This is a genomic window from Streptomyces sp. NPDC034086, assembly GCF_055575515.1.
Window position 1 is genome coordinate 280,268 of sequence record NZ_JBVISM010000001.1, and the last position, 14,783, is coordinate 295,050.

The following is a 14,783-nucleotide window of genomic DNA, read 5'->3' on the forward strand; positions in this document are numbered from 1 at the left end:
ACTTGGGTCGGCAGTGTAGAACGGGAGACGTGACGGCAATGGCTACGGGAATCCTCCGGCCCCCAGGCACAACGGCCGTCCCCGCCCCGGGCGGCGGGCGGTGACCCCCGGGCACGGCATCCGTCCCGCGCCGCCGGCCGGCGAAGGCACCACCGACCTGCTCCACACCAGGGCCACCCTCGGCAAGGCCGCGGCGGAGAACTTCCCCGTCGCCCCCGCCTTCCTGCCGCGCGCCTGGCGCGAGGGCCTCATGGCGGTCTACGGGTACGCCCGCCTCGTCGACGACATCGGCGACGGCGACCTCGCCCCCGGCGGCCGCGACGCCGTCCTCCTCGGCCTCGACGCCGCCGCGGCCGGCGACCGGCTCGCGATGCTCGACGCCTTCGAGGCCGACCTGCTGCGCGTCTTCGGCGGCACCGACGGCCCCCCGCGCCACCCCCTGCTGCTGGCCCTGCGGCCCGTCGTGCGCGACCACCAGCTCACCCCCGAACCCTTCCTCGGGCTCATCGAGGCCAACCGCCAGGACCAGCGGGTGGCCCGCTACGCCACGTACCGGCAACTCCTTGAGTACTGCGAGCTGTCGGCCAACACCGTCGGCCGCCTCGTGCTCGCCCTCACCGGCACCAGCACCCCCGAGCGCGTCCGCCGCTCCGACGCGGTCTGCACCGCCCTCCAGATCGCCGAGCACCTCCAGGACGTCACCGAGGACCTCGGCCGCGACCGGATCTACCTCCCGGCCGAGGACATGCGCCGCTTCCACGTGAGCGAGGCCGATCTGGGAGCCGCCACCGCCGGGGCCTCCGTCCGCTCCCTGATCGCCTTCGAGGCCGAACGCGCGCGCGAACTCCTGGATGAGGGCACCCCGCTCGTGGGTAGCGTCCACGGCAGGCTGCGGCTGTTGCTCGCGGGATTCGTGGGAGGGGGGCGCGCCGCCCTGCGCGCCGTCTCCGCCGCCGGCTTCGACGTGCTGCCCGGCCCGCCCAAGCCCACCCGGAGCCTCCTGCTCCGCGAGGTGGCCGCCGTCATGCGTACAGCGCCGAGAAAGGGGTGAGCCCGAACGTGGAGGGCCCCACACACGCGTCAGCACCGTCCGCCCAGGTCCTCGCGGCCTACAGCTACTGCGAGGCCGTCACCGGCACCCAGGCGCGCAACTTCGCGTACGGCATCCGGCTGCTGCCCACCGACAAGCGGCAGGCGATGTCCGCGCTGTACGCCTTCTCCCGGCGCGTCGACGACATCGGCGACGGCACCCTGGCGCCCGACGCCAAACTGGCCCGGCTGGAGGAGACCCGCGCCCTCCTCGGCCGGATCCGGGCCGAGGAGATCGACGAGGACGACACCGACCCGGTCGCCGTCGCCCTCGCCCACGCCGCGCGCCGGTTCCCGATCCCCCTCGGCGGCCTCGACGAACTCATCGACGGCGTCCTGATGGACGTCCGCGGCGAGGAGTACCAGACCTGGGACGACCTCAGGACCTACTGCCGCTGCGTGGCCGGGGCCATCGGGCGGCTCTCGCTCGGCGTGTTCGGCACGGTCGGCCCGGCGGACCGCGCCGACGAGTACGCCGACACCCTCGGCCTGGCCCTCCAGCTCACCAACATCCTGCGCGACGTCCGCGAGGACGCGGGCAACGGACGCACCTACCTGCCGGCCGAGGACCTCGCCAAGTTCGGCTGCTCCGAGGGGTTCCAGGGCGGCCGCGCCCCCGCCGGCTCCGACTTCGCCGGGCTCGTGCACCACGAAGTCCGCCGCGCCCGCGCCCTGTTCGCCGAGGGCTACCGGCTGCTGCCGATGCTCGACCGGCGCAGCGGCGCCTGCGTGGCCGCCATGGCGGGGATCTACCGGCGCCTCCTGGACCGCATCGAGCGCGAACCGGAGGCGGTGCTGCGCGGACGCGTCTCGCTGCCGCCCCACGAGAAGGCGTACGTGGCGGTGCGCGGCCTGTCCGGCCTCGACGCCCGCACCGTCTCGCGCCAGAGCACCCGGAGGCGGGCCTGATGCCGCCCACGGACCTCCCGCGCCCGGCAGGCCGCGCGGACGACGGGGTCCGTGCCGCCCCCGCCGGACCGGCCGGCGTCCGTCACCGTCCCCCCGTCACGTCCGCCGCCGCGCCCTCGGCCCACGGCCGCGGCCGAGCCGCGCGGGCCACGCGCCCGGGCGGCACCGCCCCGGCCACCGGCGCCGCCCGGGCAACCCGGCCGGGCCCGTACGCGTCCCCCACCGCGGGCGCCGGCCGCGGCGCCGCACCCCTCGGCCCGGAGGGCCGGAGCACCACCCAGGAGGCGTCATGAGCGGCAGCGACCAGCACGCCGTCGTCATCGGCGGCGGGCTCGCCGGCGTCACGGCCGCGCTCGAACTCGCCGACTCCGGACTGCGGGTCACCCTGCTCGAAGGGCGTCCGCGGCTCGGCGGCCTCGCCTTCTCCTTCAAACGCGGCGACCTGACCGTCGACAACGGCCAGCACGTCTACCTGCGCTGCTGCACCGCCTACCGGTGGTTCCTCGACCGCGTCGACGGCGCGGACCTCGCCCCGCTCCAGGACCGCCTCGACGTGCCCGTCCTCGACGTGGCACACCCCCGCGGACCCCGCCTCGGACGGCTTCGCCGCAGCGCGCTGCCCGTGCCCCTGCACCTGGCCGCCTCACTGGCCACCTACCCGCACCTCTCGCTCGCCGAGCGGGCGGGCGTGGGACGCGCCGCCCTCGCGCTGCGCCGTCTCGACCCCGCGGACCCCGCCCTCGACGGCCTCGACTTCGGCACCTGGCTCGCCCGGTACGGGCAGTCCCCGCGCACCGTCGACGCCCTGTGGGACCTCGTCGGCATCGCCACCCTCAACGCCACCGCCGGGCAGTCCTCGCTGGGCCTGGCCGCCATGGTCTTCAAGACCGGCCTGCTCTCCGAGAAGGGCGCCGCCGACATCGGCTGGGCCCGCGTCCCGCTCGGCGACATCCACGACACCCTCGCCCGCAAGGCCCTCGACGCCGCCGGGGTGCGCACCGAGCTGCGCACCCGGGTCACCGCGGTCTCCCGCACCGCGGAGGGGGCCTGGCGGGTCGACACCGAGGGCGAGTCCCTCGACGCGGGCACCGTCGTACTCGCCGTCCCGCAGCGCGAGGCGCACGCCCTGCTGCCCGCCGGAGCGCTGTCCGACCCCGACAAGCTCCTCGACATCGGCACCGCCCCCATCCTCAACGTCCACGTCGTCTACGACCGCAAGGTGCTCAAGCAGCCCTTCTTCGCGGCGCTGGGCACCCCCGTCCAATGGGTCTTCGACCGCACGGACGCCTCAGGACTCACCGACGGCGGCCAGTACCTGGCCCTGTCCCAGTCGGCCGCCCAGGACGACATCGACGAGCCCGTATCGGCCCTGCGCACCACCTACCTGCCCGAGCTGGAGCGGCTGCTGCCGGCCGCGCGGGGCGCGAAGGTACGGGACTTCTTCGTCACCCGCGAGCGGACCGCCACCTTCGCCCCCAGCCCCGGCGTCGGCCGGCTGCGCCCGGGCCCCCGCACCGACACGCCGGGGCTCTACCTCGCCGGTGCGTGGACCGCCACCGGCTGGCCCGCGACCATGGAGAGCGCCGTCCGCAGCGGCCTCGGCGCGGCCCACGCCGCGCTGGCCGCTCTCGGCCGCCCCCGCGAACACCCTTTGCAGGAGGCGGTATGAGCACCACTACCACCAGCACAGCACGCACAGGAACCAGAGGAGAGCCAGTGAACCCGGGGAACCCGGCTGTCGAGAACACGGATGCCGGCACGGGCGGAGCCGGCGGGGGAGTGGAGAAGTCCGACACCCTGGCCCTCCTCGAACGCGGCCGCACGCTGTCGACGCCCGCGCTCCGCGCGGCGGTGAGCCGGCTCGCCGCACCCATGGACACCGTCGCCGCCTACCACTTCGGCTGGATCGACGCCCAGGGCAACCCGGCGGACGGCGACAGCGGCAAGGCCGTGCGCCCCGCGCTCGCGCTGCTCTCCGCCGAGGCGGCGGGCGCCGCCGCCGAGGTCGGCGTCCCCGGTGCCGTCGCCGTGGAACTCGTCCACAACTTCTCGCTGCTGCACGACGACCTGATGGACGGCGACGAACAGCGCCGCCACCGCGACACCGTGTGGAAGGTGCACGGCCCCGCCCTCGCCATCCTGGTCGGCGACGCCCTGTTCGCCCTCGCCAACGAGGTGCTGCTGGAGCTGGGGACCGTCGAGGCCGGCCGGGCGACCCGCCGCCTGACCACCGCCAGCCGCAAGCTCATCGACGGCCAGGCGCAGGACATCTCGTACGAGCACCGCGAGCGCGTCAGCGTTCAGGAATGCCTCGAGATGGAGGGGAACAAGACCGGAGCCCTGCTCGCGTGTTCGGTGTCGATCGGCGCCGTGCTCGGGGGCGCCGACGACCGCACGGCCGACAAGCTGGAGGAGTACGGCTACCACCTCGGGCTCGCGTTCCAGGCCGTCGACGACCTCCTCGGCATCTGGGGCGACCCGGAGTCCACGGGCAAGCAGACCTGGAGCGACCTGCGCCAGCGCAAGAAGTCCCTGCCCGTCGTCGCGGCCCTCGCCGCGGGCGGGCCCGCCTGCGAGGAACTCGCGCGGCTGCTCGCGGCCGACGCCAAGAGCAACGACTTCGAGAACTTCTCCGAAGAGGAGTTCGCCCACCGCGCCGCCCTCATCGAAGCCGCCGGCGGCCGCCAGTGGACCGCCGACGAGGCGCGCCGCCAGCACACCATCGCCATCCGGGCCCTCGACGACGTGGACATGCCGCAGCGGGTGCGCGAGCAGCTCGTCGCCCTCGCCGACTTCGTCGTCGTGCGCAAGAGGTGATCTCCGCCGGAAAGTGGATATGAATCGCGAGTCGCCGGCCGGGGACCCCTTCTGAAGGGTCCCCGGCCGACGGCAGACCCGGGCACAGCCGAAGCACTGTTCGAAGGGGAAGCCATGACAGCGACGACCGACGGCGGCGGTGCGATCACCGACGGCGCGGATCCGCGACACGACAGCACGGCGGTCCCGGCCGCCGTGGCCACGGTACCGTCCGCCGGCGGCGGCACCGGCTTGCGGAAGGCCGTCCAGGACGCCGCCGACCGGGCCACCGGCGCACTGCTGGCCCGCCAGGACCCGGCGGGCTGGTGGAAGGGCGACCTGGAGACCAACGTCACCATGGACGCCGAGGACCTGCTGCTGCGCCAGTTCCTCGGCATCCGCGACGAGGCCGTCACCCACGCCGCCGCCCTGTTCGTCCGGGGCGAGCAGCGCGACGACGGAACCTGGGCCACCTTCCACGGCGGACCGCCCGACCTCTCCGCCACCATCGAGGCCTACGTCGCCCTGCGCCTGGCCGGGGACCCGCCCGACGCCCCGCACATGGCCCGCGCCTCGGCCTGGATCCGCGCCCACGGGGGGATCGCCGCCGCCCGGGTCTTCACCCGCATCTGGCTGGCCCTGTTCGGCTGGTGGAGCTGGGACCACCTGCCCGAGCTGCCGCCCGAGCTGGTGTTCCTGCCGCCCTGGGTGCCGCTGAACATCTACGACTTCGGCTGCTGGGCCCGCCAGACCATCGTCCCGCTCACCGTGGTCTCGGCGCTGCGCCCCGTCCGCCCCGCCCCCTTCGCCCTCGACGAGCTGCACACCGACGCGCGGAACCCCGTCCCGGCGAAACCCCTGGCGCCGCTGGCCAGTTGGGACGGGGCCTTCCAGCGGATGGACAAGGCCCTGCACGTCTACCGGCGGTTCGCACCGCGCCGGCTGCGCAAGGCGGCCATGGACTCCGCCGCCCGCTGGATCATCGAACGCCAGGAGAACGACGGCTGCTGGGGCGGGATCCAGCCCCCCGCCGTGTACTCGGTGATCGCCCTGCACCTGCTCGGCTACGACCTGCAACACCCCGTCATGCGCGCCGGACTGGAATCCCTCGACCGCTTCGCGGTGTGGCGCGAGGACGGTGCCCGGATGGTGGAAGCGTGCCAGTCCCCGGTCTGGGACACCTGCCTCGCGGCCATCGCCCTGGCCGACGCGGGCCTCCCCGCCGACCACCCGGCCCTGGTGAAGGCCGCCGACTGGATGCTGGGCGAGGAGATCCGCCGCCCCGGGGACTGGGCCGTGCGCCGGCCCGGACTGGAGCCCGGCGGCTGGGCCTTCGAGTTCCACAACGACAACTACCCCGATATCGACGACACCGCCGAAGTGGTCCTGGCGCTGCGCCGGATCGGCCCCGGCCACCCCGAACCGGCCCGGGTCGAGGCCGCCATCGCCCGCGGGGTGTCCTGGAACCTCGGGATGCAGTCGAGGAACGGCGCCTGGGGCGCCTTCGACGCCGACAACACCAGCCCCTTCCCCAACCGGCTGCCCTTCTGCGACTTCGGCGAGGTCATCGACCCGCCCTCGGCGGACGTCACCGCCCACGTGGTGGAGATGCTCGCCGCCGAGGGCCGGGCCGCCGACCCGCGCACCCGGCGGGGCATCGCCTGGCTGCTCGCCGAACAGGAGGCGGACGGCTCATGGTTCGGCCGCTGGGGCACCAACTACGTCTACGGGACCGGCTCGGTGGTCCCGGCCCTCACCGCCGCCGGGATCGCTCCCTCCCACCCCGCCGTCCGGCGGGCGGTGCGCTGGCTGGAATCCGTACAGAACGAGGACGGGGGCTGGGGCGAGGACCAGCGCTCCTACCAGGACCGCTCCTGGGCCGGGAAGGGCGCCTCCACCCCCTCGCAGACCGCCTGGGCGCTGATGGCCCTGCTGTCGGCCGGCGAGCGCGAGGGCCGTGCCGTCCGGCGGGGCCTGGCGTACCTGGTGGAGACCCAGCGCCCCGACGGGACCTGGGACGAGCCGCACTTCACCGGGACCGGCTTCCCCTGGGACTTCTCCATCAACTACCACCTCTACCGGCAGGTGTTCCCGCTCACCGCCCTCGGCCGGTACCTCCACGGGGAGCCGTTCGCCCCGGACCGGCGGCCCTTCCCGGCCGCCGGGGAGTCCTGATGCCCGCCGGAGCGGACCCGCCGCCGCTGCTGGTCGCCTGCGCCCTGCGCATCGAGCGGGTGGCCCTGCGCGGCGCGGGCCGCGGCGGTCCCGCGGCCGGCGCCCTGCTGCGCACCGGCATGGGCCCCCGCGCGGCCGAGCGGGCCGTCGCCCGGGCCCTGGAGCGGCCGGGGATGCGCAGTGCGGCGGTCCTCGCCACCGGCTTCTGCGCAGGGCTGGTACCCGGCATGCACCCCGGCGACCTGGTCGTCGCGGAGGAGACCCGGGACCCCCGCGGGGTGGTCACCTGCACCGGCACCGCCCTGCTCGCCGAGGCACTGGCCCGGGCGGTTCCGGGCCGGACCGTGCACACCGGCGCACTGACCGGATCCGACCACGTCGTCCGCGGCCAGGAGCGCGCGCGGCTGCGCGCCACCGGCGCCGTCGCGGTCGACATGGAGTCCGCGGCCACGCTGTGGACCGCCGCGGCACCGGGCCGTCCCGTTGCGGCCGTCCGGGTGGTCGTGGACGCTCCGGAGCACGAGCTCGTCCGCATCGGCACGGTCAGGGGTGGAATATCTGCCTTCCGTGTCCTGCGTGCCGTACTGCCCGCGTTTCATGAATGGCACCGTTCGTTGCTGCTTCCCAGGAGGTGAATCCAGATGGCCATGCCCTTGCGACAGTCCATCAGGGTCGGGACCTATCTTCTCGAACAGAAGCTCCGCAAGCGCGAGAAGTTCCCACTGATCGTCGAGCTGGAGCCGCTCTACGCCTGCAACCTCGCCTGTGAGGGCTGCGGGAAGATCCAGCACCCGGCCGGGGTGCTCAAGCAGCGCATGCCCGTCGCCCAGGCGGTCGGCGCCGTCCTGGAATCCGGCGCGCCCATGGTCTCCATCGCGGGCGGCGAGCCCCTGATGCACCCGCAGATCGACGAGATCGTGCGCCAGCTGGTGGCACGCCGGAAATACGTGTTCCTCTGCACCAATGCCGTCCTGCTCCGGAAGAAGATCGAGAAGTTCACCCCCTCCCCCTATTTCGCCTTCGCCGTCCACATCGACGGCCTGCGCGAACGCCATGACGAATCCGTGGCCAAGGAAGGCGTCTTCGACGAGGCGGTCGCGGCCATCAAGGAGGCGAAGCGCCGCGGATTCCGCGTGACGACCAACTCCACCTTCTTCAACACCGACACCCCGCAGACGATCATCGAGGTCCTGAACTTCCTCAATGACGACCTCCAGGTCGACGAGATGATGATCTCGCCCGCCTACGCCTACGAGAAGGCACCCGACCAGGAGCACTTCCTGGGCGTCGAACAGACCCGGGAACTCTTCAGGAAGGCCTTCGCCGGCGGCAACCGGCGCCGCTGGCGGCTCAACCACTCCCCGCTCTTCCTCGACTTCCTCGAAGGCAAGGCGGATTTCCCCTGCACCGCCTGGGCCATTCCCAATTACTCGCTCTTCGGCTGGCAGCGCCCCTGCTACCTGATGAGCGACGGCTACGTGCCCACGTACCGGGAGCTGATCGAGGACACCGACTGGAGCAAGTACGGCCGCGGCAAGGACCCCCGCTGCGCGAACTGCATGGCGCACTGCGGCTACGAGCCCACCGCCGTCCTCGCCACCATGGGATCCCTGAAGGAGTCCCTGCGCGCCGCCCGCGAGACGGTGGGCGGAAACAGGGAACCGTCGGCATGACCCCCGGACAGGACGGGCGCCCGGGCTTCGACCTCGCCGCGCTGCTCGCCGAGCGCGGCGGGGAGCGCTACGAGCTGCACGCCCGCCACCTCAACCACCAGCTGCCCCGCATGCTGCACACCATCGGCTTCGACAAGGTCTACGAGCGGGCCGAGGGAGCCCACTTCTGGGACGCCGAGGGCAACGACTACCTCGACATGCTCGCCGGGTTCGGGGTGATGGGCCTCGGCCGTCACCATCCGGTGGTCCGCCAGGCCCTGCACGACGTCCTGGACGCCCAGCTCGCCGACCTGACCCGCTTCGACTGCCAGCCGCTGCCCGGGCTGCTGGCCGAGAAGCTGCTCTCGTACAGCCCGCACCTCGACCGCGTCTTCTTCGGCAACAGCGGCACGGAGGCGGTGGAGACCGCCCTGAAGTTCGCCCGGTACGCCACCGGACGGCCCAGGATCCTCTACTGCGACCACGCCTTCCACGGGCTGACCACGGGCTCGCTGTCGGTCAACGGCGAAGCGGGCTTCCGCGACGGATTCGCCCCGCTGCTGCCCGACACGAAGATCGCGCTCGGGGACCTGGCGGCGCTCGAACGGGAACTCGCGCGCGGCGACGTGGCCGCCTTCGTGGTGGAACCGGTCCAGGGCAAGGGGGTGCACGCGGCCCCGCCCGGCTTCCTGCTCGCCGCACAGGAACTGCTGCACCGGCACAAGGCGCTGCTCATCGCCGACGAGGTGCAGACCGGCCTCGGACGGACCGGGGACTTCTACGCGTACCAGCACGAGCCCGGGGTGGAACCGGACCTGGTGTGCGTGGCCAAGGCCCTCTCCGGCGGCTACGTGCCCGTCGGCGCGACCCTGGGCAAGGACTGGATCTTCCAGAAGGTGTACTCGTCCATGGACCGGGTGCTGGTGCACTCGGCCAGCTTCGGCTCCAACGCCCAGGCGATGGCGGCCGGGCTCGCGGTGCTGTCGGTCATGGAGGACGAGGAGGTGGTGGCCAACGCCCGGGCCATGGGCGACCTGCTGCGCGGACGCCTCGCGGCGCTCGTGGACCGGTACGAGCTGCTGCACGAGGTGCGCGGGCGCGGGCTGATGATCGGCATCGAGTTCGGCAGGCCCTCCTCCCTCGGCCTGCGCAGCCGCTGGGCGGTGCTCCAGGCGGCCCGCAAGGGGCTGTTCGCCCAGATGGTCGTGGTGCCGCTGCTGCGCAGGCACCGGATCCTCACCCAGGTCTCCGGGGACCACCTGGAGGTCATCAAGCTCATCCCGCCGCTCATCGTGGACGAGGCGGACGTGGAGAGGTTCGTCGGTGCCTTCGAGGAGGTCATGGACGAGGCGCACGGCGGGGGCGGGCTCATGTGGGACTTCGGCAGGACCCTGATGAAGCAGGCGGTCGGCAACCGCTGAGCCGCCGGCCGGAGGGGTCCGTCCATGGCCCCTCCGGCCGCCGCCCGGCCTCTTGGCCGCCGTCCGGCCCCGCGCTCAGTCCAGGAGCCGGTCCCGCAGCCGCTCCAGGGTCTCGGGGGCCAGCGCGAGCCCCTCGGCGAGGTAGCGGTCCACGCCGCCCCAGCGTTCGTCGATGGCCGTGAAGGCCTCGAGCAGGTACTCCGCGCGGGCGTCGAAGAGCGGCGCCAGCAGTTCCATCACCTCGGGGGAGCGGGCTTCGGGCGCGTCGCTGCCCCGGCGCACCCGGTAGCGGTTGTGCGGGGCGCTGGACTCCAGGTAGTCCGCCACGATCGCCTCCCGCTCCACGCCCAGGGCGAGCAGCGTCACCGCGACCGACAGCCCCGCCCGGTCCTTGCCGGCGGCGCAGTGCATGAGCGCCGGGACGCTGTCCAGCGCGAGGGCGTGCACGACGCGGCTCTGTTCGGCGGTGCGGGTGTGGATGATCGTGCGGTACGACTCCCTCATGCGGGCGGCCGCCCCGCCCCCGCCCAGGAGTCCGCGGAGCTGGTCCAGTTCGCCGTCGCGGACCATCTTCCAGAATGCGCGGCCGTCGGCGGGGTCAGTGAGCGGGATGTTCACATTGCGCACGCCGGGCAGTTCGACGTCCGGGCCCTCCAGGGCCTGGTCGGCCGCGTTGCGGAAGTCGAAGACGGTGTGCAGACCCAGCGATCCGAGGAACTCTGCGTCGGTTTCGGTGGCATGCGCCAGATGTCCGCTTCGGAACAGTCGTCCCACCCTGACCCTCCGTCCGTCGGTGGTCGGCAATCCGCCCACGTCACGGAAGTTGCGCACTCCGGCCAGCTCCGCGCCGGGCTGGTGTCCGGCCGGAAGGGGGTGGGGTATCTGCTGGGTCACGTGTACTCCTCCGCGTGGTCCTGTGGTGTCCGAATTGATCCGGTTGGGAGCAACTTGCCGTTTGTGGAGGCGAGATCGGGCGGGGCCCCGTGAGCCAGATCATACGGTGACCGTGCGTGCCTGATCGCGGAAACCGAATTGCCTTGTGGAGGGGGATGTTGATGGTGCGGAATGGACACAGGGTGACCGGAATTCCATTGATCCTTCGTCTCTGTGATTCCGTCAGGTAATTCACGGCTTGTTGCCCGGCGCCCCGCTCGATTACCTTCGCGATCGATCCGGGTGGACCGCCTAATCCTGCCGCCGCCCGGGAACCGCACCCGACCATCGCGCGCGGCAGGAGCGGGGGAACCAGGTAGGCCGCTGTTCCGGGGCGTTTCCGGCACAGCTAGGGGTGAAGCCGAACCCGTGCTCCGCACGTACGGCCGGACATCTCCAGTCCGAACCCGACAGCTCACCTCGCAGGCGCCGGAGAGGAATCCGCCATGCCCGCAAAGGGTAAGCACCGACGTCCGAAGTCCCGTTCGATATCCCGCGGTCTCGCCGCCGCCGGAACCGGCGGAGCGGCCCTCGCGCTCCCGCTGATGGGTGCCGCCGGCGCCCACGCCGCCCCGGGTGCCGCCCCGGCCGAGGCCGCCCCCGCGCAGAGCGCGCGGGTCCCCGAAGCCCTCCCGGCGCAGGCCCCCGCCGCCGCGCCCACCGTCTACACGGTCGTGCCGGGCGACTACCTCTCCAAGATCGCCGCCGAGCGCCGGCTGGACGGCGGCTGGGAGCGCCTGTACGCCGACAACCGCGAGGCCGTCGGCGCCGACCCCTCCCTCATCCACCCGGGCCTGAAGCTCACCATCGGCGGGGGCCGGGGCGCCGCCCCCGCCCCCGCCCCGAAGGCCCCTGCGGCCCCGGCCGAGGGATCCTCGAGCGGCGCTCCGGCCGCCTCCGAGGGCAAGACCGGCGGGAGCACGTCCCCGAAGGGCACCGCGCAGGGCGCGGCCAAGGGCTCCGGCGGCAAGGCCACCCGCGCCTCCGGCGGTACGGCCGCCACGGGCTCGGGCGCCGCGGCCAAGAGCGAGAAGGCCCCCGCGCCCGCCGGCGCCTCCGGGTTCACCGCCCCCGTCACCGGTGGCGTCTCCACGCAGTACCGGGCGAGCGGAGCCATGTGGTCCTCCGGTTACCACACGGGCGTCGACTTCATCGCGCGCACCGGTACCACCGTGCGGGCCGTCGGCGCCGGAACCGTCGTTTCCGCAGGCTGGGGCGGCGCGTACGGCAACGAGGTCGTCATCCGGCACGCCGACGGCAAGTACTCCCAGTACGCCCACCTCTCCTCGCTGTCCGTCTCGGTGGGCCAGAGCGTCACCGGCGGCCAGACCGTCGGCCTCTCCGGCGCGACCGGCAACGTGACCGGCCCGCACCTCCACTTCGAGATCCGGACGGGTCCCTCCTACGGCGCCGACATCGACCCGCTCGCCTACCTCCGCTCCAAGGGCGTGAGCATCTGACGGCACCCGCCGTCGGCACGGTGACGCGCGCGGGGCCGGGACCCGAGGGGGGTCCCGGCCCCGCGTGTACTTATTCCTTATCCCCCGCGTGGTATAGATCACGGCCCGTCAACCCCTCATTACGTTGGCGTAGGTTGGTTGCCAAGGTGAAGGATGTCTTCCCGTGGCAGCGACGAAGACGACACTGAAGACCATCGGCTCGTACGCGGCGATCGGGGACAGCTTCACCGAGGGCGTGGGGGACCCGGGACCCGGGGATTCTTATCTCGGCTGGGCGGACCGGCTCGCCGTGCTCCTGGCCGACCAGCGCGACGAGCACGACTTCCGCTACGCGAATCTGGCGGTGCGGGGCAAAGTCCTCGACCAGATCGTGGCCGACCAGGTCCCCAGGGCCAAGCAACTCGCTCCGGACCTCGTCAGCTTCTGCGCGGGCGGCAACGACATCATCCGCCCCGGCAGCGACCCGGACGACGTCGCGGAACGGTTCGAGGCGGCCGTGGCCGACCTCACGCGTTCCGTCGGCCTGGTGATGGTGACGACCGGCTTCGACACCCGGGGCGTGCCGGTCCTCAAGCACCTGCGCGGCAAGGTCGCGACGTACAGCGCGCACGTCCGCGCCATCGCCGACCGGTACGGCTGCCCCGTGCTCGACCTCTGGTCCCTGAAGTCCGTACAGGACCGGCGGGCCTGGGACGGCGACCGGCTCCACCTCTCGCCCGAGGGGCACACCCGCGTCGCGCTGCGCGCCGCGCAGGTCCTCGGCTACGAGGTGCCGACCGATCCGGACCAGCCCTGGCCGCCCGTCCCGCCGCGCGGTTCGGTGGACGTGACCCGCGACAACATCCAGTGGGCGCGCGAGCACCTCGTGCCGTGGATCGGCCGCCGGCTGCGCGGGGAGTCCTCCGGCGACCACGTCGAGGCCAAGCGCCCGGACCTGCTGCCGCTGTAGCGCGGACGCGGGGGAGGGGCGGGGTGACGGTGACGACACCGGCCCGGCCCGGCGCGGCGGAATCCTCCGGGGCCGGTGGGCGTTGGGAAGGTCGTAGTCGTACGACCGTCCCTGCCTGCACCTTCCCAGGAGGCGCCTTGACCGGCTCCCTTCCCCTGCGTCCCCGGCTGCGCGCCCTGCGGCCCGAAACCTTCGGCGCGGACCCCTCCGGCGCACGGCTGGAGCGGATCCTCCGCTCGCCGAACTTCGCCGACGGCGTCTTCCGGAACCCGGTCGGGGCGCGGATCAGGCCCTCCGGGTCGATGGCGGAGTTCGCGAAGACCTACTTCGACAAGGCGCAGCGGGTCCGGCGCAGCCCCGGCGCGCCGATCCCCGTGCACCCGACCACCCTCGCCGACCTGGCCAGGCCGCCGGCGAGCGGGCTGCGCCTGACCTGGATGGGCCACTCCAGCGTGCTCGCCGAGATCGACGGCCGCCGCGTGCTCTTCGACCCCGTGTGGGGCGAGCGCTGCTCGCCCTTCCCCTTCGCCGGGCCCAAGCGGCTCCATCCGGTCCCCGTGCCCCTGGCCTCGCTGGGCGCCGTCGACGTCGTCGTGATCTCCCACGACCACTACGACCACCTCGACCTCCCCACCATCAAGGCCCTCGCCGGCACGGACACGGTCTTCGCGGTCCCCCTCGGCGTCGGCGCGCACCTCGAGCGCTGGGGCGTCTCCCCGGACCGGATGCGCGAGCTGGACTGGAACGAGGCCACCGAGGTCGCCGGGCTCACCCTGACCGCCACCCCCGCCCGGCACTTCTGCGGACGGGGGCTGCGCAACCAGCAGTTCACCCTGTGGGCCTCCTGGGTCGTGAGCAGCGGCGAGCACCGGATCTTCCACAGCGGTGACACCGGCTACTTCCCCGGCTTCAAGGAGATCGGCGCCGAGCACGGGCCGTTCGACGCCACGATGATCCAGATCGGCGCCTACTCCGAGCACTGGCCCGAGAACCACACGGACTACACCCCGCTGCCGGGCGGGTGGCCGGACATCCACATGACCCCCGAGGAAGGCGTCCGGGCCCACCTCGACCTGCAGGGCTCCGAGCCGCACGGCGTGCTGCTGCCGATCCACTGGGGCACCTTCAACCTGGCCTTCCACGCCTGGGCGGAGCCGGGCGAGTGGACGGTCGACGCCGCCGGGGAGGCGGGCCAGCCGGTGGCGCTCCCCCGTCCCGGCGAGCCCTTCGAGCCCGCCGGGACGCTGCCGGTGGAGCCGTGGTGGCGTCCCGTCTCGCACCCGATCGCGCGGCCGTGGCGTCGCCCCGCGCCGGTGGAACGCGCTCCGGAGGAGTCGCGGGCGGGGGACCTGGACCTCGCCGACGAGCGGTAACGGCGCGGGGGCGCGGCTGCTCCGGG

At 73.4% G+C, this 14,783-nt stretch carries 12 protein-coding genes and 1 riboswitch; of the genes, 11 read left to right on the forward strand and 1 reads right to left on the reverse strand.

Annotation, left to right across the window (positions count from 1 at the left end; translation table 11 throughout):
• Nucleotides 1-157: 157 nt before the first annotated feature.
• The 8 genes from hpnC (at nt 158) to ACZ514_RS01345 (ending at nt 10,042) form a co-directional block, all read left to right on the forward strand.
• On the forward strand, nt 158-1,051 hold the full coding sequence (gene hpnC, locus ACZ514_RS01310) for a squalene synthase HpnC (protein ID WP_468698372.1): 894 nt from the start codon (nt 158-160) through the stop codon (nt 1,049-1,051).
• Nucleotides 1,048-1,998 (forward strand): presqualene diphosphate synthase HpnD, encoded by a 951-nt coding sequence (gene hpnD, locus ACZ514_RS01315; protein WP_469123772.1) that lies wholly within the window; start codon nt 1,048-1,050, stop codon nt 1,996-1,998. Before hpnC ends, hpnD begins: the two co-directional genes overlap by 4 nt.
• A 289-nt stretch (nt 1,999-2,287) precedes the next feature.
• Nucleotides 2,288-3,667 (forward strand): hydroxysqualene dehydroxylase HpnE, encoded by a 1,380-nt coding sequence (gene hpnE / locus ACZ514_RS01320; RefSeq protein WP_468174488.1) that lies wholly within the window; start codon nt 2,288-2,290, stop codon nt 3,665-3,667.
• Nucleotides 3,668-3,714: 47 nt separating this feature from the next.
• A complete protein-coding gene (locus tag ACZ514_RS01325) occupies nt 3,715-4,815 on the forward strand; it encodes a polyprenyl synthetase family protein (protein WP_388930993.1) in 1,101 nt (366 codons plus the stop codon).
• A gap of 114 nt (nt 4,816-4,929) precedes the next feature.
• On the forward strand, nt 4,930-6,969 hold the full coding sequence (gene shc, locus ACZ514_RS01330; protein ID WP_469123773.1) for a squalene--hopene cyclase: 2,040 nt from the start codon (nt 4,930-4,932) through the stop codon (nt 6,967-6,969).
• Complete coding sequence (locus ACZ514_RS01335; protein WP_468174484.1) at nt 6,969-7,604, forward strand: phosphorylase family protein; 636 nt, start codon at nt 6,969-6,971, stop codon at nt 7,602-7,604. Before shc ends, ACZ514_RS01335 begins: the two co-directional genes overlap by 1 nt.
• A 6-nt stretch (nt 7,605-7,610) precedes the next feature.
• Nucleotides 7,611-8,642, forward strand: coding sequence for an adenosyl-hopene transferase HpnH (gene hpnH, locus ACZ514_RS01340; RefSeq protein ID WP_468174482.1), 1,032 nt, complete (start codon nt 7,611-7,613; stop codon nt 8,640-8,642).
• On the forward strand, nt 8,639-10,042 hold the full coding sequence (locus tag ACZ514_RS01345) for an aspartate aminotransferase family protein (protein WP_469123774.1): 1,404 nt from the start codon (nt 8,639-8,641) through the stop codon (nt 10,040-10,042). The genes hpnH and ACZ514_RS01345 overlap by 4 nt, the downstream gene beginning before the upstream one ends.
• 75 nt (nt 10,043-10,117) lie before the next feature.
• On the opposite strand, the gene ACZ514_RS01350 is transcribed toward ACZ514_RS01345, so the two are convergent.
• Nucleotides 10,118-10,936: a tyrosine-protein phosphatase gene (locus tag ACZ514_RS01350; protein ID WP_469123775.1), complete on the reverse strand. Its 819-nt coding sequence runs from the start codon at nt 10,934-10,936 to the stop codon at nt 10,118-10,120.
• 318 nt (nt 10,937-11,254) lie between these two features.
• A riboswitch (cyclic di-AMP (ydaO/yuaA leader) is annotated at nt 11,255-11,417 on the forward strand.
• A 4-nt stretch (nt 11,418-11,421) separates the two neighbouring features.
• Here ACZ514_RS01350 and ACZ514_RS01355 point away from each other — a divergent pair.
• The 3 genes from ACZ514_RS01355 (at nt 11,422) to ACZ514_RS01365 (ending at nt 14,757) form a co-directional block, all read left to right on the forward strand.
• The gene (locus tag ACZ514_RS01355) at nt 11,422-12,435 is read left to right on the forward strand and encodes a LysM peptidoglycan-binding domain-containing M23 family metallopeptidase (RefSeq protein ID WP_468174476.1); all 1,014 of its coding nucleotides are present in this window, start codon (nt 11,422-11,424) and stop codon (nt 12,433-12,435) included.
• Nucleotides 12,436-12,598: 163 nt separating this feature from the next.
• Nucleotides 12,599-13,384, forward strand: a complete 786-nt coding sequence (locus ACZ514_RS01360; RefSeq protein ID WP_468174474.1) for an SGNH/GDSL hydrolase family protein — start codon at nt 12,599-12,601, stop codon at nt 13,382-13,384.
• Between the two features lie 137 nt (nt 13,385-13,521).
• Entirely contained in the window at nt 13,522-14,757 is a 1,236-nt protein-coding gene (locus ACZ514_RS01365; protein WP_468174472.1) for an MBL fold metallo-hydrolase, read from the forward strand.
• Nucleotides 14,758-14,783 lie beyond the last annotated feature (26 nt).